Source organism: Actinomadura sp. NPDC048032 (assembly GCF_040653175.1).
Lineage (GTDB): Bacteria > Actinomycetota > Actinomycetes > Streptosporangiales > Streptosporangiaceae > Spirillospora > Spirillospora verrucosospora.
This window is the reverse complement of the sequence record NZ_JBEZJP010000112.1, coordinates 1-20,967: the sequence shown is the minus strand read 5'-3', so window position 1 is coordinate 20,967 and position 20,967 is coordinate 1. Positions and strand designations below refer to the sequence as shown.

The following is a 20,967-nucleotide window of genomic DNA, read 5'->3' as shown; positions in this document are numbered from 1 at the left end:
GCCCGGTGGCGGGAGCGGTGGGGACCGATCACCCACCGGCCGATCCCGTTCGCGCCGGTCGTCGGGATCGGCGGCTGCGCCGGAGGCTCGGGCGCGCCCCGTCGAGAGGTCGCGACGAGCGTCCTCGCCGTCCTCGCCGTCGCCGTCCTCGCCGTCCTCGTCATCCTCTTCGGCGCATCCGCAGCCGCACTCCTCGCAGTCGTCGTCGCACAGGCACTCGTCCTCGTCGCAACCGCAGTCACAGTCACAGCCGCACTCGCATTCGCACTCGTACTCGTACTCGTAGCCCATCTCGTCCTCGTCGAACGGACGGATCATCGGCACGGAGACGGTGGACTGCTCGTGCTTCACCATCCAGGTGTTGCGGAAGAAGTCGAACTTGAGGTGGTAGGTGCCGGCGGATTCGGCGAACAGGATCGGCGGGACGAGGAAGTGCGCCACGCCGACCTCGGCCGCGGAGGCGATGAAGTCCTTGGCGTCCGGGAATCGGGGGCCGCCCTGGCAGGCGGCGAAGTTCACCGGCGCCGGCGCTTCCTTGCCGAGAACGTGGATGCGGTTGCCCTCGACGACGAACATGTCCGGGTCGAGATGGACGTCCTCGCCGAGCATCAGGACGGGCGCGGGCATGACGTCGGCCTTCGCGGAGTCCTGTGCGCGCGTGTAGTGCTTGATGATCTCCGCATTGCGCGCGCTCTCGAAATAGGGGCCGATCACGCTGCCGCTGCAGATCAGGCAAGCGCAGTCGGGCAGGTCCTCGCTGCAGGGCGCCTCCGGATCCGGGAACAGCATGGACTTGTCGAACGGCACGACCGCCGGACCACCGCGCCTGTCCCTGAGGAAGGCCGGGATCCAGTCCGTGCCGTCGGCCTCGATCACCTCCGCGTCGCACAGGGTGCGGAAGGCTCTTTCGCCGAGCTTGCAGTTGAAGTAGTCGAGCAGCGTGATGGCGGCGCACTCGGCGAGCGTCGTCTCGTCGCTCTTCGCGAACCAGAAGTCATAGCCGTTCGCGACGAAGTGCACACCGCGGAACCGCTTGTGGACGAAGGGCTCGCGGCCGGCGCCGGTGGTCAGGCCGTTCCAGTGCGCGGCGGCGACCTGGTTGTAGTAGGCGTCGGCGTGGCGGGCGAGTTCCGGTGCGAAGACGCTCTCGCCGGTCAGGTAGCAGGCCTTGCTGAACAGCGCGCCGATCTCGGGATCGTGCGCGACGTCCGGATCGGTGAAGACGAGCTCGGTGCGCAGGAAGACCTTGCGGCCGTCGCGGTAGGGCGCGCCCTCGTGCTCGTACCGCTGGTCGAAGATCACGCAGGTGAAGGGCTCGATCGTCCCGATCGCGGCGCCGCCTTCGAGGGCGAGGGCGGGATCGGCCGAACCGCCGGTGAGGTACAGCAGGACCGTGTAGCGGGAGACGTGCCGGCGCGAGGCGTCGTAGTAGGGGGTGTCCAGGTGGCGGTGGAAGCCGGCGTCGCCCGGCTCGAAACGGTTGCAGCGGAACACCGGGTTCACGTGCGAGAAGCCGTCGAGGGCCGACCGCGGCATCGCCCTGGTCACCGCGCCGGTGAGGGCCTCGGCCAGCAGCGCCGAGTGGAAGATGAACCGGTCGCCGCCCCGCGAGCCCGCGTTGAGCGGCGGCACGTACAGGTCCAGTGAGTCGAGCTGCTCCAGGCAGGCCCGGGCGGCGCCGGGGAGCCGCAGCGAGAACGCCTGAACGCCCTCGGCGACCTCGTCGCGCTCGGCCAGTTCGAACTCCAGCGGGACATCCGCGAACCGGTGGTCGAGCGGGAGGATGTTCTCGAAGGTGCGGAACGAGAACTCGCGGGGATCGGCGAAGACCGCGGCGAGGTACGGCGCGTTCTCGCTCGGCCGGGCGAACAGATCCCGCACACCGGCGTCGATGCGTTCGGCGTCGACGAAGCGCACCGCCTTGAACCTCGCCGTCGGATGCCAGCCGACCGCCAGCCCGTCGATCGTCGTCACGGGCTCGGTGTCGGTCGCGTCGACCAGGGCGCGGTAGCGGTCGGCCTCTTCGGCGGGGGCCCGGCCGTTCGACAGGGCGAAGAAGCCGTCGCGGAGCTCGATGCTCACACGTTCCTCCAGTAGCTGCGCAGTCCGGGCGGGAGGTGGGGGGCGTCAGCGAGCATCTTCGCGCCGGCCTCTCCGACGTCGTCGCGGTACAGCAGCAACCGCTTCAGCGAGCCGATGAAGGGCGCGGCGAGCAGGGCCCGCACCCCCTCCGCGCCGATCTCGTTGTATCGCAGGTCGAGCTCGGCCAGTCCGGCGAGAGGATGCAGCGCGCGCAGCCCCTCGGCGGAGAGGAGGTTCCGCTGGAGGTGCAGGCGGCGGACGCCGGCGAAGCCCTGGGACGCCGCGAGGGCGGCCAGGCCGGCGTCCCCGACGCGGCAGTACCGCAGGTCGAGGATCTCGGTTCGCCCGCTCCCCGCCGGGGGGCCGAAGCCGCCCGCGCCGGACGCCTCGAAGCGGAAGTACGTCGAGACGGCGAGGGCCTCGGCACCGGGTGCGCCGATGCGCAGGTACGACAGATCGAGTTCGACGAGCCGGCCGAGGTCGAGCGTCGCGAGGGCGCCGGTGTCGATGGACGGCGCCGGCACCGGCAGCGCGGCTTCGGACGGATCCCCCCATTCGTAGTCGTCCCGCTCCTGGGTTTCGGAGGGCGCGATTCGCAGCGCGGTCACGAAGGGGGCCTGCATGACCTGCTCGATCGTCACGGGCGCGCTGTCGGACCATTCGACGGCGACCTTCGTGGCGAACCCGTACCGGCGTTCCAGGACGGTCGCGCCCTCCGGCAGCGCCGCGTCCCAGCTCCGCTGGTGCTCGTCCACGACGGCGGCGATCTCACGGTCCAGAGCTTCGCGATCGGCCGGGCGGGTGCGGTCGCGGCGCTGCTGGAGCTCGATGAGCGTCCCCCGGGCGTCGCCCCGCTCCCGCAGCCGGTCGCCGTAGAGGCGCCAGGAGGCGAGGTCGCCGGGGTCGTCCCGGAGCGTCCGCTCAAGATCGGCAGCCTTCATTGGACGGACGCTAACAGCGGGGAGCGACAGACTTCTCACGGTTCGGGCGCGACGGGGCCGTTTTGTGATCTTGATGGGCGATGTCGCGGGGCGGGAGTCCGCGGGTCTTTAATGGCGCGCATGCGCGACGACGATGTGCTGACCTGCCTGCGCGTCCTGGCGGAACTGGCGGACGCGCCGGACGGCGACCCCGACGCGGCGCGGGTGCGGGCGGCGGCGGGCGCGTTCGTGCGGCGGACCCGGGAGCGCGAGCGGGCGGAGGCCCGGCGGCGGCGCGCGGCGGCCGACGCGCGCATGCTCGCGGCGACCGCCACCGGCGCGGCGGGACGCGTCGAGGGCGCGCCCGCCGAACCGCCGCGCGAGGCGGTCCCGTCCGGGACGGTGACGGGCGGGCTGCGCGCCTGCTACGTCTGCAAGGCGCACTTCCGGGAGGCGGACGCGTTCTACCACCGCCTCTGCCCGCCGTGCGCGCGGGAGCACCGGCGGCACCGGAACGCGCGGGCCGACCTGGCGGGACGCCGCGCCATCGTCACGGGCGGGCGGGTCAAGGCCGGGTTCGAGCTCGTGCTGAAGCTGCTGCGGGACGGCGCCGCCGTGACCGCCCTGACCCGGTTCCCCGCCGACGCGCGCCGCCGCTTCGCCGAGGTCGCCGACCGGGACGACTGGTGCGACCGCCTCACGGTCGTCGGCATGGACCTGCGGGACCTCCCGTCCCTCGTGCGGTGGTGCGACGCGCTCGTCGAGACCGGCGAGCCGCTCGACATCCTCGTGAACCTCGCGGCGCAGACGCTGCGGCATCCGCCGGAGTCGTACGCCGAACTGCTGGCGGGCGAGGAGCTCGCGGCGCTGCCCGCGCCCGCCGCGCTTCCCGTCCCGCTGGCGGCTGGAGCGGTCGACGTCGCGGGCCTGCTCCCCGACCCGTCCCCGGTCAACTCCTGGACCCGGCTGGTGCACGAGGTCGACCCGGTCGAGCTGCTGGAGGTGCAGCTCATCAACGTCACAGCGCCGTTCGTCCTGCTGGGGCGGCTGCGTCCCCTCCTGGAGCTCTCGCGGCATCCGCGGCGGTACGTGGTGAACGTCTCGGCCGTCGAGGGGCAGTTCGACCGCGTGTACAAGGGCGCCGAGCATCCGCACACCAACATGGCGAAGGCCGCGCTGAACATGCTGACGCGCACGACCGCGTCCGAGCTGGCCGAGCACGGCGTGCACGTCACCAGCGTCGACCCGGGCTGGTTCACCGACCAGCAGCCCGAGCCCGCGCGGGCGCGCCGGACCGCCGCCGGGTTCCGCCCACCGCTGGACGTCGTCGACGCCGCCGCCCGCATCTACCACCCGATCGTGCGCGGCGAGCGCGACGGCGACCCGCCGAGCGGCTGCCTGCTGAAGGACTACCGGGTCGTCAACTGGTGACGGCCGGGCCGGAGACGGCGCCGGCGGTCGCGAGCAGCTCGGGCAGCGTGCCGACGAACCCGTCCTCCAGCAGCTTCAGCGCCACCATCCACGCTTCGGGACGGCCGCCGAGATGCCGGTCGACGTGCTCGGCGAGGCGGCGCAGCACCCGCGGATCGGGCACGCCCTCGACCTCGCCGAGGAGCGGCTCGACCTCCACCGCCGCGAGGACGGCGTCGACGTCCACCGCCGCGAGCACCGCGTCGGCGGTGACGTCCCGGCCCGTCGTGAACAGCCGGCCCGCGGCCTCGCCGTAGGCGAGCACGGGGTCCCAGTGGCGGCGCACGCCGGGTTCGCGGAGGCGGCGCGTCCGCCCGTGGCCGGTCTCGTCGACGAACGCCGGCGCCAGGGTGACGTCCCCGTCCAGCCCGATCAGCGCCCTGACCTGCGCGGTGCCGCGCATCCCCGGAATCCACAGCGTCTCGGCGACCGCCCGCAGCGCGGCCTCCGGAAGGGTCGCGGCGACGAACTCGGCGGTCAGCGTCCCGGCGGCGAAGCCGTTCCCGGCGACCTTGACGATGACGTCCGCGCCCGCCCCGGCCCCGGCGAGGTCGGCGAGCACCTCGGGCGCGGGGTCGGGCAGGAGGGCGGCCAGGTCCGGATGGTCGGCGACGACGATCCGGACCAGGTCGAGCGGGGCATCGGTGCGCCTCGCCACGAACCGGGCCGCGCGCAGGGGGAACGGCCCCTCCGCCGCCCTGCGGCGCGGCTCGTCGGCCAGCACCGCGTCCCAGCCCACGCGCGGGACGCAGGGATGGCGGCGGTTCACCACCGTCCGGACGAGCGGCGCGCCGCGCCACGGCTCGCAGCCGTCCACGTCGGCGATCTCGGCGACGGAGCGGAGGAACTCGGGCCGGCGCACCCGCTCCGAGAGCTCCCGCAACCGCCGCTCCCCCTCCGCGCTCGCCAGCGCCGCCTGCGCGTACGCCAGCACGCTGGGCTCGGAGTCCTCCGGTCCCCAGCGGAACGCGGGCAGCCGGCCGTCCTCGACGAGCTGCCGGACCTCGTGCCGCCGGCCCGCGTCGAGCAGCGTCCGGCAGGCCAGGACGGCGCCGTGCGGATCGGCGCCCGCGCCGAGGTAGAGCAGCGCGTCCCCGGCCAGGTCCGGGTCGGCCGCGCACAGCAGCGCGTGGTCGAGGGGCTCCTGCCCCCGCGTGGACAGCAGGGTCCGCCGCACCTCGGCGGGCAGCGGCAGCGGCGTCACGCCGTCACGCCGGGAGGTCTGGTGGGCGAGCTGGCGGCGCAGGTTCCGCGGGATGCGCCCGAGCGCGCTCTCGGCGGTCAGCAGCGTCGCGTTGACCTCGGGGTCGTCCAGGTCGAGCAGCCGTCCCAGCAGCTCGGGCGGGTCGCCCGCGAGCACCGCGTGCTGGACGAGCAGGTCCAGGTCGCTGGGCCGGCCGCGGCGCAGCAGCGCCTCGATGACGACCCGGTTCGGCCTCCCGTAGCTCTGCATCGCGACCTCGACGCGGCTCTTGGGGAGATGGCCGAGCAGCGCGTCCATCTCGCCGGGCGTCGCGAACCGGAGCAGGCCGGCCGTGCAGCGGGCGATGTTCCGGGCGCGGGTCCTGGGGTGGGGGGCCATGAGCCGTCACCGTAGCCGAAAGATCACCCCTGGCGGACCCGATGGCACGCCATCCCGCGCCGTTCCGGCCACTCGTCGCCCCCGGAGGTGATCAGCCAGATCCACTTCCCGGGGTCCGCCGGGAGGATCGGGTCGGCGTACCCGTCGGTCACCACGATGACGGCGTCGGCGGGCTCGTCCCGTCCCTCCGCGTGCCGCCGGACGGCGTCGAAGTCCGTCCCGCCCCCGCCGCGGAGCGGCTCGCCGGGCCGGAACGGCTTCACCGAGGCGTCGAAGGCGACCCACTCGGCCTCGGCCCCGTCGATCCGGCCGACCAGCTCGCCCAGCCAATCCACCAGGCCGTCCGGCATCGACCCGGACGTGTCCAGCGCGATGACCAGCGACTTCACCCGCTGCGGCCCGCGCCGCGCCAGCATCGGCTCGTGCCCGAGCGCCGCCAGCACCGCGCCGCGCTTCTTCGGGTAGACGAGCCGCTCCCCCTCCTCCAGCTTCGAGGCGAGCACGTCCATGAGCCACCGCTGCCACCACTCCACCCGCCGCGTGGCCGAGGTGACGCCCCGGAGCGCGTGCGCCCCGAGGTCGCCCCAGATCTTGTCGACGCCCTCCGAGGCCCCCTCGGTGCGCCGCAGGAGGTCGAGCAGCTCGTCGCGCGCCACCCGGTCGCCCCGCCGCGCCGCGAGGAGCACACTCCGCAGCACGTCGTCCCCGACCCGTCCGGCGGTCTCCTGGTCGAGCGCGTCGACGAGCACGTGGATGCAGACGGCCCGCCCGACGCCCGGCGGGTTCCGCATCCGCCCGAGCTCCCGGTAGACGCTCATGTCGGTCTCGACCCACTCCTCGAACGGGAGCGGCTCGACGCCCTGCCCCCGCAGGTCCTCGGCGTAGGACCCGTACACGCCGCGCGGCGAGACGCCCACGGGCTCGCCGCCGATCTCGGGCAGCCCGCCGCCGAGCCGGACCATCGCGACATGGTTGATCGTGACCTCGCACGCCAGCGTGAACACCGGGTCGCTCCGCAGGTCGGCGTCCGCGAAGAGGTGCCGCTGGACGAGGTGCCGGGCCTCGTGGAACAGGACGAACCGCACGCCCTCGCTCCCGATCCCCACGAAGAACTCCGGGTTGTAGAGGAGGAGGCAGGAGCCGTCCCCGGAGGCGACCACGGCCGCCGTGTCCACCGCCGTGGTCGGCACCTGGTGGTGGCACTTGCTGAAGAGCCACGACGCGACGGCGCTGTGCGTCATCCCCAGTTCGAGCAGCGCCCGCTCCTTCAGCCGCCGCGCCGCTTCGACGACCTCCGCGTCGGCGGGCCGCCACCGCTCCAGCGCCCGCCGGTCGGCCAGCTCGACGACCGGCGCACGCGGCCGCCCGACCTCTCCGTACCCCACGCCCCCACCTTCCCGGCAACCCGCGCCCGGTTCCACCGGTTTACGGACTACCGAGGCTCAGACGGGCAGCCCCGCCGCGTGGCGCATGGCCGCCCGCGCGCGGGCGGCGGCCGCGGGGTCGTCCAGCAGCTGGATCTCCTGGTTGGCCGCCATCGACAAGCCGGTCAGCGTCGTGGCGACCTCCTGCGCGGGACGGTGCGGGCCCGGCAGCGCGGCCTGGGCGGCGGCGACCTCGGCCGCCAGCGCCCGGCGGTGGCCCGCGACGATCTCGCGCAGCCGGTCGCGCAGCGGCCCCGGCCGCCCGTCCAGCTCGGACGTGGCGGCCGTGATGAAGCAGCCCCCGGGGAACGGGCAGTCGGCCAGGTAGCCGACCCACCCGTCGATGAACCGTCCGAGACGCTCCGGACCGGGCGGCAGGCCCTCCAGGGGGCCGGTCACCGCCGCGCGGAAGACCTCGCAGGCCTGGTCCAGCGCGGCCATGAGGAGCCGCTCGCGCGACCCGAACGGGCCGACCACGCCCGCCTTGCTCATGCCGAGCCGCTGCGCCAGCGAACCGACCGTCAGACCTTCCAGGCCCACCCGCGAGGCGTCCCGCACGGCGGCGCCCACGATCCGCTCGCGCGTCCGGGCCGCTTCGGCCGCCGAGTGACGAGGAGACATGCCGCCAGGATAGCGAACGGGCGTACGCTATGGTTTTGGCGGACGATCGTTCGCCAACGATGGGACGCCGCATGACCGACCTGCTCAGCCTCGACGCCACGGCCGTGGCCCTCACGGGCCACGACGTGGCGCTGATCCCCGACGCCGCGATGGAGGCCCCGACCCCCTGCGAGGGATGGACGGTCACCGACCTGGTCCGCCACATGAACGAGCGCCACGAGGCCATCGCACGGACCGCGCTGCCGCCCCTCGAACCGGCCGGCGACCCGCGCGACGACTTCGCCCTGGTCGCCGCCCGCTGCCTCGCCGTGCTCGAACGGGCGGGCGAGACCGTCACCATGCCGCGACTGGGTCCCCTGTCCACCGAATGGGTGCTCGGCATCCACGCCGTCGACATGCTGGTCCACCGCTGGGACCTGGCACGCGCGCTCCGCACCACGGCCGCCGTCCCGTCCCGGATCGCCGAGGCCGCGCTGCCTCTCGCCCGCGCCAACACCGCGCCCGGCAGCCCCCTCAACGGGCCCGGCGGCGCCTACCGCCCGCCGCTCGCCGAGGACCCGTCCCGCCCCGCGATCGACAACATCGCCGCCCTCCTGGGCCGCGACCCGCACTGGTCTCCCCCGGTGTGAGGGGTCAGGCGTCGCCGAGCAGGAGGGCGCCGGCGCGTTCGACGACCTCGTTCCGGGTGCGGGCGCCGTGGTCGGCGGCCAGGAAGTGGCTGCCGACCAGGAGGCAGAACGCGAGCATGCTGCGGGCCTCGACCTCGTCGGGGTCCGAGCAGAAGGTGCCGAACAGCTCGCGCAGGTAGTCCATGCGCTGGTTGTCGACGCGGCGGACGCGCTCGGCGACGTCCGGGTCGCGGCGGGCCCAGTCGCGCATGGCGAGGTCGATGTGCAGCAGGTCGCCCGCCCGGGTGAGCATGCCCGCCCGCCGGATCTTCGCGCGGGCGTCGCCGCCCTCGCGGTCGACCCGGTCGCGCAGGTCGTCGACGGACCGCGCCTCCCAGTGGTCGAGCATGGCGGCCAGCAGCGCCCTGCGGTCGGGGAAGTGGCCGTAGAAGCCGCCCTTGGTGACGCCGAGCGCCTGGGCGAGGGCCTCGACCCGGACCGCGTCGGGCCCGCCGGCGGCGAGGGCCTTCAGGCCCTGCTCGATCCAGCTCTCGCGTGGGGTGCGCATGACGGCGGGCATGGCCCATTATCGCCTCCCCCTCCCGGGGACGATTCATACGGTGGCGTATATTTGAGTGCGGCGGGCGCGACGGCGCGTCCGCCGACCGAGGAGGTGGCCTGGCGATGAAGCTCCCGGCGAGCGCGCACACCGACCGTCCCTGGCGGATCCACGAGATCGCGCCCGACTTCCGGCTCGAGGACGTGTGGGCCCTGCCCGCCGCCGGCGGCCCGGACGACTTCCCGAAGCTCCTGGAGCAGATGACCTCCGGCGAGAACCACCTGCCCGGCGTCGCCGGGGTGCTCTTCGCCGTCCGCTGGCGGCTCGGGCGGCTGCTCGGCTGGGACGGGGAGGACTCCGGGCTCGACGGGCGGGTGCGGTCGCTCCGCGAGCGGCTGCCCGACGATCTGCGCGGCCGCCCGGCGGGTCCCGCCCCCCGCTCGCTGCCATTCCGGCCGCTCTACCTGACCGGGGACGAGTGGGCGGCCGAGATGGCCAACCGGACGGTGCACGGCGTGATGCACCTCAGCTGGGTCCCGGACGGCTCCGGCGGCCACCGCGCCCAGATGGCCGTCCTGGTGAAGCCGAACGGCCTGCTCGGGAAGGCCTACATGGCCGCGATCCTGCCGTTCCGGTACACCCTCGTGTACCCGGCGCTGATGCGGACCATCGGGCGCGCGTGGAAGGCCCGCGAGACGGCGCCGGCCTGACGCCGGGCATGGTGCGGCCCCGTCCCCGCGGGGGCAGAAGGGGACGGGGCCGCGGGCCGCGCGGGGGAAGGCGACGCCCGCCCGCGCGGCGGCTCACAGTGGTCGGTCAGTGCTCGGGTCGGTCAGTGCTCGCCCGCCGGCTCGGCGCCCGCGCCCGTGAGGGAGCGGACCTCGATCTCGGCGTACTTGGCCGCGTTGAACTCCTTGCTGAGCAGCGTCCCGATCCAGCCGCACAGGAAGCCGAACGGGATGGAGATGATCCCGGGGTTCTCCAGCGGAAACCAGCTGAAGTCGGAGTCGGTGAACAGGGCCTTCTCCGAGCCCGACACGACCGGCGAGAACGCCACCAGGAAGATGGCCGAGCCGAGGCCGCCGTAGATGGCGGAGACGGCGCCGGTGGTGTTGAACCGCTTCCAGAACAGGCTGTACAGGATCGCGGGCAGGTTCCCCGACGCCGCGACCGCGAAGGCGAGGGCGACCAGGAACGCCACGTTGAGGCGCTGGGCGTAGATGCCGAGGACGATCGCCACGGCGCCGATCACGAACGCGGAGATGCGGGCGACGCGGACCTCGTCCCGCTCCGACGCCTTGCCCTTCTTGAACACGTGGGCGTACAGGTCGTGGGAGAACGACGAGGACGAGGCGAGCGTGAGGCCCGCCACGACCGCGAGGATCGTCGCGAACGCGACCGCCGCGATGACCGCGAGCAGGATCGTCCCGCCCGCGTCCCCGAAGACGATCTCGCCGATGCGCTGGGCGAGCTGCGGGGCGGCGGTGTTGCCGGCCGGGTTGGCCTTGGCGATCTCCTTGGACCCGACGAGCGCGGCGGCGCCGAAGCCGAGGACCAGGGTGAGCAGGTAGAACACGCCGATGATGCCGATGCCCCACAGCACCGACTTGCGGGCGTCGCGGGCGGTCGGGACGGTGTAGAAGCGGATCAGGATGTGCGGGAGCCCGGCGGTGCCGAGGACGAGCGCGAGACCGAGGCTGATCAGGTCGAGCTTGCCTTCCAGGCCCTGCTTCTCGGTCGCGTAGCGCAGCCCCGGCTCCAGGAACTCGCCGCCCTTGCCGCTCTGGTCGGCGGCGTCGTTCAGCAGGCTGGACAGGTTGAACCCGAACTTGCCCAGCACCAGCAGCGTGATGAGGGTGGCGCCCGTCATCAGCAGCACGGCCTTGACGATCTGGACCCAGGTGGTGCCCTTCATCCCGCCGAACACCACGTACACGATCATCAGCACGCCGACGAGCGCGATCGTCGCGCCCTTGGCGAAGTCGCTGGTGAAGCCGAACAGCAGCGACACCAGCGCGCCCGCGCCGACCATCTGCGCCAGCAGGTAGAAGATCGACACGACGATGGTGGAGACGCCCGCGGCGGTGCGGACCGGGCGGGGGCTCATCCGGAACGCCAGCACGTCCGCCATCGTGAACCGGCCGGAGTTGCGCAGCAGCTCGGCGACGAGCAGCAGCGCCACCAGCCACGCGACGAGGAACCCGATCGAGTACAGGAACCCGTCGTAGCCGTACAGGGCGATCAGCCCGGCGATGCCGAGGAACGACGCGGCGGACATGTAGTCGCCGCCGATCGCCATGCCGTTCTGCAGGCCGGAGAACGACCGCCCGCCGGCGTAGAAGTCGGTGGCGTTGCGGGTGTTGCGGCTCGCCCACACGGTGATCGCCAGGGTGGCCGCCACGAAGACCAGGAACAGGATGATCGACAGGGTCTCGTTGCTCACTTGGCCTCCTCCGCGGCCGGGGAGGACTCGGCCTCGATCTGGGCGCGGATCCCGTCGGCGACGGGGTCGAGGCGGCGCTCGGCGTGCCGCGCGTAGAGGTAGGCGATGAGGAAGGTGGAGACGAACTGCAGCAGCCCGAACACCAGGGCGACGTTGACGGCCCCGAACAGCTCGGTGCCCATGAAGTCGCGCGCCCACCCCGACAGGACGACGTACAGCAGGTACCAGCTGAGGAACGCCGCGGTCATCGGGAACACGAATCGGCGGAATCTTCGCCGGAGCTCCTGGAACTCCGTGCTGCCCTGGAACCGTTCATAGACGGTGCCGGGGGCGCTCTTGTCGACGGACACGCCCACCCCTCCTCGGTTGTGACGCCGGTCACGCGCAACCGTAAAGATCCTGCTGGTGGCGGACGAGGGGTCGGGGGCAGGGCTGCGACCAGCCGCCGTTCACCGTCGGCCAAAGGCCGCCTCCGTCGCCGAACGGTCGCTCTCGCGCGACGAACGGTCACACCCGCTTGGGCCGCCACGTGCCCCGGTCGACGTCGAGGGACTCCGGGGTGTGCAGCCGCACCATCATCCGCGCGACGCCGCGCGGGACCCGGCCGGGCGTGCACAGCGACACCAGGATCATGACGGTGAACGCGATCGGGACCGTCCAGGCCGCGGGCTGGGCGAGCAGCGCGCCGAGCAGCCCGGCCGGCGGCCCGGCGGCGATCGTCACCACCACCGCGGTGCCCGCGAGCGCGCCGCCGAGGACGAGCCCGGCGAGGGCGCCCGGCACGGTGAGCCGCCGCCACCAGACGCCGAGGACGAGCAGCGGGCAGAACGTGGACGCGGCGACGGCGAACGCCAGCCCGACGACGTCCGCGACGGCGAGGGACCGGGCCGCGATCGCCAGCCCCAGCGGGACGGCGAGCGCGAGCAGCGTCCCGGCGCGGAACGAGCGGACGCCGCCGCGCAGGATGTCCTGCGCGAGCACCCCGGCCACCGACACGGTGATGCCGGACGACGTCGACAGGAACGCCGCCACCGCCCCGCCCGTCACCAGCGCCCCCAGCAGGTCGCCGCCGAGGCCGCCGACGAGCCGTCCGGGCAGGGTGAGGACGACGGCGTCGGCGCGCCCGGTCATCAGCAGCTCGGGGGTGTAGAGGCGTCCGAGGACCCCGTACAGGGCGGGCAGCAGGTAGAACGCGCCGAGAAGCGTCAGCACCACGACGGTGGTGCGGCGGGCGGTGCGGCCGTCCGGGTTGGTGTAGAAGCGGACGAGGACGTGCGGGAGCCCCATCGTCCCGAGGAACGTGGCGATGATCAGCGAGTAGGTGGCGTAGAGGGAGTGGTCGCGCCCGTCCAGCGGCAGCGCCCACTCCCGGCCGGTGGTCGCGGGGCGCCCGCTGACGTGCGGGACGTCGGCTCCCGCCGGGAACGTGACGGACGTGTCCTTGTCGAAGCGGTGCGGCCCGGGCCCCAGCGCGAGCGGGAAGCCGGAGTAGGCGCGGCCGTCCACCCGCCCGTCCACGGTCACCTGGACGGGCGCCGTGACCTCCACGGTGACCGCCATGCCGACCGCGACGGTCGTGCGGTCGCCGAACCGCGGCGGAACGTCCGACGACAGGCCGGGCGCGCCGTCGAACCGCCACGCCATCAGCAGGAACACCAGCGGCACGGCGAGCGCGGTCAGCTTCAGCCAGTACTGGAACGCCTGCACCATCGTGACGCTGCGCATCCCGCCGGCCAGGACGTTCGCCGCCACGACGACCGCGACGAGCACGCCGCCCGTCCACACCGGCGCGCCCGTCACCGTGCGCAGCACCAGCCCGGCGCTCTGGAACTGCGGCAGCAGGTACAGCCAGCTGATCAGCACCACGAGCACGCTCGCGGCGCGGCGCACCGCCATGGACTCCAGGCGCGCCTCGGCGAAGTCCGGCAGCGTGTAGGCGCCGGAGCGGCGCAGCGGCGCCGACACCAGGACGAGCAGCACCAGGTACCCGCCCGTCCAGCCGACGGGCAGCCACAGCATGTCGGCGCCGTAGGCGAGGATCAGACCGGCGATGCCGAGGAACGACGCCGCCGACAGGTACTCCCCGCCGATCGCGGACGCGTTGCGCAGCGGCGTCACCGTCCGCGACGCGACGTAGAAGTCGGACGTGGTGCGGGAGATCCGCACCCCGAGCACGCCGACGAGCATGGTCGCGACGACGACCAGCAGCACGCCCGCCAACCCGTACGCGGCGCTCACGGCCGGTCGGCCCGGTCGACGAGGTCGGCGAAGTCGTCCTCGTTGCGCTCGGCCTGCCGGACGTACCACCAGCCGCAGGCGACGAACCACGGGTAGATCAGCCCGCCGAGCAGCACCCACGGCAGCGGCAGCCCGAGCACCTCCTGCTCGCGCACCGCGGGGACGAGCACGAACAGCAGCGGAAGGCCGAGCACCACCACCGCGAGGACCAGGCAGAGCCGGGCCGCGAGCCGCCACTGGGCGCGCACCAACGACCGCATGTAGGCCTCGCCGAGCCCGGTCTGCTCGTCGATCTCCCGCGTCACCGGGTACCGGGGCCGCCGGACGGCCCGGCAGAGGCCCGGTGACCAGCGTCCGCCCGGGCGCGGCGTCCCGCGCGTCCGGCCCGCTCAGGGCGACCGCCTCGCCCGGCGGACGAGCAGGTCCCGCAGCTCGCGCACATGCCGCCGCGCGACGGGCAGCTCGGCGCCGCCCACGACCACCGTGCAGCGCCCCGAGTCGAGCCGCAGCTCCGTGATGGCCGCCAGCGCCACGAGATGGCTGCGGTGCACCCGGACGAACCCGGCGCCGCTCCACCGCTCGCTCAGCGCGGCGAGCGGGATCCGCACCAGATGGCTGCCGCCGGAGGTGTGGAGCCGCGCGTAGTCGCCCTGCGCCTCGACGTACAGCACCTCCCCCGGCGTGACGAACCGGGTCACCCCGCCCAGCTCGACCGGCATGGCCTCCGGCTCCGGCGGCCCCGGCGCGGCCTCGTCCTCCCCGACGGCCTCCGTGACCCGCCGGATCGCCACGGCCAGCCGCTCCGGCCGCACCGGCTTGAGGATGTAGTCGGTCGCCTTGATCTCGAACGCGTCGACGGCGTGCTCCTCGTAGGCCGTGACGTAGACGATCTGCGGAGCCCGGGCGAACTGGGCGAGGACGCGGCCGAGCACGGTGCCGTCCAGGCCGGGCATCCGGATGTCGAGGAAGACCGCGGCGACGGGACGCCCCTCGGCGAGGGCCCGGTCGAGCTTGCGGAGCGCGGCGGCCCCGTCCCGGGCGGTGTCGATCTCGCCGATGCGCGGGTCGGCGCGCAGCAGGTGGACGAGGTCGTCGAGCGCGGGCGCCTCGTCGTCCACCGCCAGGACACGCAGGGTCACCGCACCGTCCCTTCCCACGCCGTCCGCCACATTCCAGTCAAGGAGCGACCGGGCGTCAAGAGGCCGTGACCCCGGGCCGGTACTTCGGCACCCGCACCGTGACCTTCGTCCCGGCGCCCGGCCCGGTCTCCACCGCGAGGCCGTACTCGTCCCCGTACACCTGCCGCAGCCGCGCGTCGACGTTGGCGAGCCCTATCCCCGCGGCGTCGTCGGCGGACGGCTCGGGCCGCTCCCCCGACAGCAGGCGGCGGACGTCCTCGGGATCCATCCCGATCCCGTCGTCCTCCACACTGATCACGCAGTCGGACCCGGCGTCCTCCGCGATGATCGTGATCAGCCCGGGCTCGGACCGGTCCTGGAGCCCGTGCCGGACGGCGTTCTCCACGAGCGGCTGCAGGCAGAGGAACGGCACGGCCACCGGCAGCACCTCGGGCGCGATCCGCAGCGTCACCCGCAGCTCCTCGCCGAACCGGGCCCGCTGGAGCAGCAGGTACCGGTCGATCGACCGCAGCTCCTCCGCCAGCGTCGTGAAGTCGCCGTGCCGCCGGAACGAGTACCGCGTGAACCCGGCGAACTCCAGCAGCAGCTCCCGCGCCCGCTCCGGATCGGACCGGACGAACGAGGCGATCGTCGTCAGCGAGTTGTAGATGAAGTGCGGCGAGATCTGCGCCCGCAGCGCCCGCATCTCCGCCTCCATCAGCAGCGTCCGCGAATGGTCCAGCTCCGCGAGTTCGAGCTGGGCGTCCACCCACTGCGCGACCTCCTCGGCGGCGCGGATCAACCCCGCCGGAACGTCCTCCCCGTAGGCGGCCAGCGTCCCGACCACCCGGTCGTCGGTGGCGAGCGGCACGACCACGACCCTCCGGATCGGACAGTCGAGCCGGTCGCACTCCACGTCGTGCACCTGCGTGCGCCCGTTCCCCCGCGTGGCCTCGGCGTGCCCGGGCCCGTCCACCGCGTGGTGGTCGTGCTCCCCGTCCCAGGCCAGCAGCCGCTCCCCGTCGGTGATGGCGAGCGCCTCGCACCCGAGCAGCGCCCGCAGATGCCGGGCCGCCTTCTGCGCCCCCTGCTCCGTCAACCCGCCCCGGAACGCCGGCGCGGCCCGCGAAGCGGTGTGCAGGGTCTCGAAGGTCGCCCGCCGCTCCGGCCCTCCGAGGTCCCCCCGCCGCCGATGCCGCCGCCCCCACACCAACGCCGGCACCCAGGTAAGGACCAACGTCGCGACAACGGCAAAGGCCACACTCATCCGCCAAACCTACGCCGGGTGCTCCGCACGCGGGCCCGGTGGGGAGCCGCCGTCTCCGGCGGCCGCGGGATTCCCGCCGGCCGACACCGTCGCGGGGGCCCGCAGGTCTATATCGTCATCTCCAGTGCCTTCGCATCAGCAGGGCGCAAAACAAACAACACCACGAGGGATCGAAATGGATCTCAGTCAATTCAGCATCGTCGTCCGCCCCGGAGAGAGGGTGGACCTCTGGGCCGTCAGCGGCACCGTCGCCGTCCTGGACGGCGGCCGGGCCACCATCGGCCAGGTTCTCCACTCGGGCCACGTCACCGTCTTCCGCGGCGGCCAGGCCACCATCGACACGGTCTGCTGCTCCGCCCGCGTCAGCGCCTACGGCCGGGTCACCATCGGCCAGATCTCCGACCAGGCCCTCGCCACGGTCGGCGAGGGCGGCCGGCTCACCGTGGACGAGGTCCTCGGCTGCGCCACCGTCCTGGTCGAAGGCGGCCTGGCTCTCATCGAGGAGATCCGCGACAACACCTACGTCGATGTCAGCGGCGGCCTGGCCCTCATCGGCGAGGTCTCCGTCCAGAGCCACCTGCGCGTCAGCGGAGGCCTGGCCATCGTCGGCGAGGTGTCCGGCAACGGCGCCCTTTCCGCCACCTGGCGGAAGACGCGGGTCACCGTCGTCAACGGAGGCCGGGCGGCCATCGGCCGGCTGTCCGGAGCGTCGCGGATCCACGTCGCCAACGCCCAGGCCCTCATCGGCGAGGTCGCCGACCGCGTCCGCGTCGAGGTCCGCAACGAAGGCCGCGTTCACCTCACCAGGACCTTCGGCAACAGCCGGGTCTACGTCGGCGTGCGGGGCCGGATCTTCATCGCGGAGGTCCTCGGCCACAGCAACGTCAGTGTCCACGACGAGGGTGTCGCCACCATCGGCCTGGCATCGGACCTGGCGAACATCAGCCATGGAGGCCAAGTCGTCTTCGGCATGGTTCCTCCCTGGTAGACCCAGAGCACCGTCCTCCCTGAGGAGAACTCCTGCACCACGGGCGGCGGTCACCAACCGGGAGCGGCCGCCGCACGGCGGCCGCTCCCGAACAGCAGAGGGCCCGGCGCACGCCGGGCCCTCACCGCTTCTTCTCCGGCAGATCTAGGCCGGAAGCGCGCGGAACCAGTGGAGGGTGTCGGGCAGGGCGCGGTGGAGGGTGGCGAAGTGGTCGGTGCCGCTACCGGTGCCGTAGTCGACCACCTGCGGCCGGGTGCCGCGGGCGCGCAGGGCGCGGACGCAGTTGCGCGTGTTGCCGTAGGTGACCTGCTCGTCGCCGGACGCGCCGTACAGCCGGATCGGGACGTCCGGAGCCCAGTCGCAGGTGCCGTCAGCGGCGCGGACCGCCCGCAGCAGGGCCCCCGAAGGCTGCTTGAGCCAGTGCAGGTAGCGCGGGGTCACCAGTTCCTCGGGGCTTGCGGGAAGCTGCGGGAAGATGTCCGATTCATCGTGGCTGCCGTCGAAGAGCTGTTCCACGGTGGTGTCGTAGGGCGCTTGGAAGACCTCCGAGGGGTCCTTGTACAGGTGGTGGAGCCGGTTCCAGGCGACCGTGGCGTAAGCGAGGTTGAACGCCGACACGCGCGGGTCCAGTGAGTCGCCGGAAAGAGAGGCCGGGAGCTGCGCGCGTCGCAGGTCGTAGGTGCCGCTGATCGGGGCCAGGGCGCCCAGCCGCAGGTAGGGGTCGTCACCGCGTTGCAGTTGGCGTCCGAGCGCCATGGCGGCCTGACCCCCTTGCGAGAAGCCGGTGACCAGCACCCGCCGCTCCAAGCCTCTGCCCTGCCGGGTGGCGACGTCGCGGGCGGCGCGGAGCATGTCCAGCGACGCGGAGGCCTCTGACTCGGCGTCCAGGTAGGGATGCGCACCGGGCCCCTCGCCGAGCCCGAGGTAGTCGGGGGCGACCCCGGCGTATCCGGCGGCGGCGTAGTAGACCGCCGCGATCCTGCTCTGCCCGTCCGCGGCGACCGAACCGGCGGTGCTGCGGCCGGCGTGGGTTCCATGGGTGAAGCTGACGGCCCGCAACGTCCCGGTGGTGTCGCTGGGCAGAACCACGACACCGCTGGCGAGCGTGGGCCGCCCGGTCGCCGAGACGGTGCGGTAGAGGACCTTGAAGCCGCTCACCCCACTGCGCGGCCGCGGAGACGTCAACCCCTCGTCGCCCAGGTAGTCGCGAACCTGTGCCCGCGACATGCGAACCACCGGCGTCACCGATACCACCGTCCCTCGCCCGCCGCCGGCGTCCGCGTCCGACCGCCCTGCCGCGGCGGCGGCATGCCCCCCGGACCGCGCGGCGCATCCCGCCCCCGACACGACCAGCGCGGTACCGAGCAGAACCCGCGAAATGCGCCCGCTCACGAAGCTCATCTTCATGCCCACGACGCTAGGAAAGCGGGCACCTCCACACCATCGACCTACACACCCGAAGGCCGGTGAACAAAGACCCCTCAGGGGGTGTATCCAGCCCCACCCGAACCCCCGCTACGCAAGCCTCCCGGTCCTTCCCCCCAGAGCGTCACACGGTGGCGAAAGTGGTTCCGATGGCCGTCATCCGCTCGACGGTGAAGGCCGGGTCGAGCAGGGCTTCGGGGGTGTGCAGGCCCGGGCCGGCGGGTTCGCCGCGCAGGCCGAGGAGCCGCTCGACGCCGAGGGCGATGCCGAGGGCCGTGAGGGGGCGCTGGCCGGCGGGGTGGAAGAGGTGGCGGCGGGTGCGGAGAGGGTCGCCGGACGGGCCGGTTCCCTCCAGGTCGATGAGGACCTCGGTGGAAGCCGCCCCGCCGCGTCTGCGGCCGGACGAAGCGCCGACGGCGAAGTCGAAGTGGACGTCACCCGCCCCGGTGGCCAGGGCGAGACTCGGGACGTCGAGGATGGCGATCCGCCGGCCGGGCAGCACGACACCGTCGATTCCGGGCACACCCACCTCCGCCTCTGCCCCGGAGACCCAGGTGAAGGCCCCGTCCCGCCGCACCAGGCCGGCGGAGGTGACGGCGGCCAGGCCCTCCAGGTCGTCGAGCGCCGCCGGTCCGCCGGCGTCCTGGTCGTCGAGGACGGCCGCGATCCGGACGGCGTCGAGCCGCCCGAACTCCCGGGCCAGGTCCAGGGCCGCGAGGACGACGAGGCCGGCCAGATAGTGACTGGCCAGCAGCACCGGAGCGGCACTCGCGCGCTGGGCGCCGGCGACGACCTCCGGGGCGATGCCGACCAGGCCGCTGGAGATGCTGAGGTAGGGCAGGCCGCGCTCCTGGGCGTAACCGAGCCCGTACAGGCGGGAGTCACGCACGGCTGCGACCACGGCGGAGAAGTCCTGCTCGGCGGGGAGGCCGAGGTCGGGACGCTGAAGGTCGAGGGTGACGGCGGTGGCATTGCCGAGTCCGCCGGCGACCTTCCGGGCGCGGTCGAGGTGGCGGCCCGCGATGGCCAGGGGCAGATCCGGATGCCACCCCCGCAGGACGGCAGCGGTGTCCGAACCCGCCTGACCCGATCCGCCCATGATCAAAACCGGCTGCTTCATCTGCGGAGTCCTCTCACTCACCTAAGCTACATTTTGTAGCCTACATTTTGTAGCCTAGGCTGGTGCCGTGACGCAAGGGAGGACGATGAGGGCGCCAACGACCCGGCTGTCCAAACAGGCCAGGCGGGAGCAACTGCTCGACTCGGCGACGGCGATCGTCCGCGACCGGGGGGCCGACGGCCTGACCCTGGTCACGCTGGCTGAGGCCGCCGAGGTGAGCAGGCCGATCGTGTACGACCACTTCGGCACCCGTCAGGGGCTTCTCATCGCGCTCTACCGGCGGCTCGACGAGCAGCACCGGGCCGCGCTGACGCAGGCACTGGCGGAAGCAGGGCCTGACGCATACGAGGTCGCGGGGCTGATGAGCCGGGCCTACCTCACCTGCGCCACGGCCATGCCGGAACTCAACGCGGTCTCGGCGGCGTTGAAGGGCAGCCCGGAGATGGAAGCGGTCCAGCACGAACTGCTCGACGATTACATCGACCTGATGGCCGACGCGCTGGCCCCCCACTCCGGCCTCGGCGCCCAGGCGCTCCGGCTGCGCTGCGCCGGCGCACTGGGCGCCGCCGAAACGATCGCCGCCGAACTCACCCACGGGCGCACGACCGCCGCCGACGCGACCGACGCGCTGACCGACCTGATCACGAGCTGCCTGGCCGCCGCGCCCCGCCGCTGACGCCGCTCGCCGTGGCGGGGAGCACCTCACCCCACCGACTGACCAGGCCGGGCCGGCGGGCGGCGTCGCCTGCCTGCGCGGTGCGTCCGGCATGCTGGCGCTGAGCGCTTTGGAGGGGGCCGTGGAGTCGATGCCCGAACGGATGTCCGACCACTGGTGGTGGCTGCCGGGGATGCGGCCTGGGCGGCGGATGCTGCTCTGGCACATCCTGCCGGACGCGCAGCCTCGGGTCCTGGACCTGGTTCGCCGGTACCAGGACATGCTCGCCGGGGTGGACGGGCTGGATCTCATACCGGCCGAATGGGTGCACATGACCACGCAGATCGTCGGGTTCGAGGACGAGATCCCTCGCGAGCAGGTCGAAGCGCTTGTCGCGGGCGTCGGTCGCCGGCTGAGTGCGCTCGCGCCTGTCGAGGTGGAGGTCGG

20 protein-coding genes are annotated in these 20,967 nt (G+C 73.4%); 6 read left to right on the top strand and 14 right to left on the bottom strand.

Features of this window, described 5'->3' with window-relative positions:
* The coding region (locus tag AB0C69_RS17435) for a hypothetical protein (protein WP_360354443.1) at nucleotides 1–2,082 on the bottom strand (2,082 nt) is incomplete at its 3' end.
* Nucleotides 2,079–3,023, bottom strand: a complete 945-nt coding sequence (locus AB0C69_RS17430; RefSeq protein ID WP_360354440.1) for a hypothetical protein — start codon at nucleotides 3,021–3,023, stop codon at nucleotides 2,079–2,081. The genes AB0C69_RS17430 and AB0C69_RS17435, both read right to left, overlap by 4 nt.
* A 120-nt stretch (nucleotides 3,024–3,143) precedes the next feature.
* Between AB0C69_RS17430 and AB0C69_RS17425 the strand changes: the two genes are divergently transcribed.
* Complete coding sequence (locus tag AB0C69_RS17425) at nucleotides 3,144–4,433, top strand: SDR family oxidoreductase (RefSeq protein WP_360354437.1); 1,290 nt, start codon at nucleotides 3,144–3,146, stop codon at nucleotides 4,431–4,433.
* Here the strand turns inward: AB0C69_RS17425 and AB0C69_RS17420 are convergent.
* From AB0C69_RS17420 to AB0C69_RS17410, 3 genes are read right to left on the bottom strand one after another with little or no spacing between them, the layout of a single operon-like run.
* Nucleotides 4,423–6,054 (bottom strand): hypothetical protein, encoded by a 1,632-nt coding sequence (locus AB0C69_RS17420; protein WP_360354434.1) that lies wholly within the window; start codon nucleotides 6,052–6,054, stop codon nucleotides 4,423–4,425. The genes AB0C69_RS17425 and AB0C69_RS17420 overlap by 11 nt on opposite strands.
* A gap of 23 nt (nucleotides 6,055–6,077) precedes the next feature.
* Nucleotides 6,078–7,439 (bottom strand): hypothetical protein, encoded by a 1,362-nt coding sequence (locus AB0C69_RS17415; protein WP_360354432.1) that lies wholly within the window; start codon nucleotides 7,437–7,439, stop codon nucleotides 6,078–6,080.
* A gap of 57 nt (nucleotides 7,440–7,496) precedes the next feature.
* On the bottom strand, nucleotides 7,497–8,099 hold the full coding sequence (locus AB0C69_RS17410) for a TetR/AcrR family transcriptional regulator (RefSeq protein ID WP_360354429.1): 603 nt from the start codon (nucleotides 8,097–8,099) through the stop codon (nucleotides 7,497–7,499).
* A gap of 71 nt (nucleotides 8,100–8,170) precedes the next feature.
* Here AB0C69_RS17410 and AB0C69_RS17405 point away from each other — a divergent pair, with 71 nt between their 5' ends.
* Nucleotides 8,171–8,728 carry a maleylpyruvate isomerase family mycothiol-dependent enzyme gene (locus AB0C69_RS17405; RefSeq protein WP_360354427.1) on the top strand — a complete coding sequence of 186 codons (558 nt, stop codon included), beginning with the start codon at nucleotides 8,171–8,173 and terminating at the stop codon, nucleotides 8,726–8,728.
* A 4-nt stretch (nucleotides 8,729–8,732) separates the two neighbouring features.
* Here the strand turns inward: AB0C69_RS17405 and AB0C69_RS17400 are convergent, their stop codons facing one another.
* The gene (locus tag AB0C69_RS17400; protein WP_345185056.1) at nucleotides 8,733–9,275 is read right to left on the bottom strand and encodes a helix-turn-helix domain-containing protein; all 543 of its coding nucleotides are present in this window, start codon (nucleotides 9,273–9,275) and stop codon (nucleotides 8,733–8,735) included.
* Nucleotides 9,276–9,391: 116 nt separating this feature from the next.
* Here AB0C69_RS17400 and AB0C69_RS17395 point away from each other — a divergent pair, with 116 nt between their 5' ends.
* A complete protein-coding gene (locus AB0C69_RS17395) occupies nucleotides 9,392–9,976 on the top strand; it encodes a DUF2867 domain-containing protein (protein WP_360354424.1) in 585 nt (194 codons plus the stop codon).
* Between the two features lie 122 nt (nucleotides 9,977–10,098).
* Here AB0C69_RS17395 and AB0C69_RS17390 read toward each other — a convergent pair whose 3' ends face one another.
* From AB0C69_RS17390 to AB0C69_RS17365, 6 genes are all read right to left on the bottom strand, one after another.
* Complete coding sequence (locus AB0C69_RS17390; protein WP_345185061.1) at nucleotides 10,099–11,709, bottom strand: cation acetate symporter; 1,611 nt, start codon at nucleotides 11,707–11,709, stop codon at nucleotides 10,099–10,101.
* Nucleotides 11,706–12,059, bottom strand: a complete 354-nt coding sequence (locus AB0C69_RS17385; protein WP_345185063.1) for a DUF485 domain-containing protein — start codon at nucleotides 12,057–12,059, stop codon at nucleotides 11,706–11,708. The genes AB0C69_RS17390 and AB0C69_RS17385 overlap by 4 nt, the downstream gene beginning before the upstream one ends.
* A 157-nt stretch (nucleotides 12,060–12,216) precedes the next feature.
* Entirely contained in the window at nucleotides 12,217–13,947 is a 1,731-nt protein-coding gene (locus AB0C69_RS17380) for a cation acetate symporter (RefSeq protein ID WP_345185065.1), read from the bottom strand.
* Nucleotides 13,944–14,252 carry a DUF485 domain-containing protein gene (locus AB0C69_RS17375; protein WP_360354420.1) on the bottom strand — a complete coding sequence of 103 codons (309 nt, stop codon included), beginning with the start codon at nucleotides 14,250–14,252 and terminating at the stop codon, nucleotides 13,944–13,946. The genes AB0C69_RS17380 and AB0C69_RS17375 overlap by 4 nt, the downstream gene beginning before the upstream one ends.
* Nucleotides 14,253–14,336: 84 nt before the next feature.
* A complete protein-coding gene (locus AB0C69_RS17370) occupies nucleotides 14,337–15,086 on the bottom strand; it encodes a LytTR family DNA-binding domain-containing protein (protein WP_345185071.1) in 750 nt (249 codons plus the stop codon).
* A gap of 55 nt (nucleotides 15,087–15,141) precedes the next feature.
* Nucleotides 15,142–16,332 carry a histidine kinase gene (locus AB0C69_RS17365; protein WP_345185074.1) on the bottom strand — a complete coding sequence of 397 codons (1,191 nt, stop codon included), beginning with the start codon at nucleotides 16,330–16,332 and terminating at the stop codon, nucleotides 15,142–15,144.
* Between the two features lie 175 nt (nucleotides 16,333–16,507).
* Here AB0C69_RS17365 and AB0C69_RS17360 point away from each other — a divergent pair, with 175 nt between their 5' ends.
* Nucleotides 16,508–17,320, top strand: coding sequence for a hypothetical protein (locus tag AB0C69_RS17360; protein ID WP_360354416.1), 813 nt, complete (start codon nucleotides 16,508–16,510; stop codon nucleotides 17,318–17,320).
* Between the two features lie 144 nt (nucleotides 17,321–17,464).
* Here AB0C69_RS17360 and AB0C69_RS17355 read toward each other — a convergent pair whose 3' ends face one another.
* Complete coding sequence (locus AB0C69_RS17355; protein ID WP_360354414.1) at nucleotides 17,465–18,727, bottom strand: hypothetical protein; 1,263 nt, start codon at nucleotides 18,725–18,727, stop codon at nucleotides 17,465–17,467.
* A gap of 142 nt (nucleotides 18,728–18,869) precedes the next feature.
* On the bottom strand, nucleotides 18,870–19,865 hold the full coding sequence (locus AB0C69_RS17350; protein ID WP_360354412.1) for a hypothetical protein: 996 nt from the start codon (nucleotides 19,863–19,865) through the stop codon (nucleotides 18,870–18,872).
* An 85-nt stretch (nucleotides 19,866–19,950) separates the two neighbouring features.
* Between AB0C69_RS17350 and AB0C69_RS17345 the strand changes: the two genes are divergently transcribed.
* Together AB0C69_RS17345 and AB0C69_RS17340 are read left to right on the top strand one after the other, a co-directional pair.
* A complete protein-coding gene (locus AB0C69_RS17345) occupies nucleotides 19,951–20,541 on the top strand; it encodes a TetR/AcrR family transcriptional regulator (RefSeq protein WP_360354409.1) in 591 nt (196 codons plus the stop codon).
* A gap of 91 nt (nucleotides 20,542–20,632) precedes the next feature.
* Nucleotides 20,633–20,967, top strand: a 335-nt coding sequence (locus AB0C69_RS17340) for a hypothetical protein (protein ID WP_360354406.1), incomplete at its 3' end; no start/stop codon positions are given.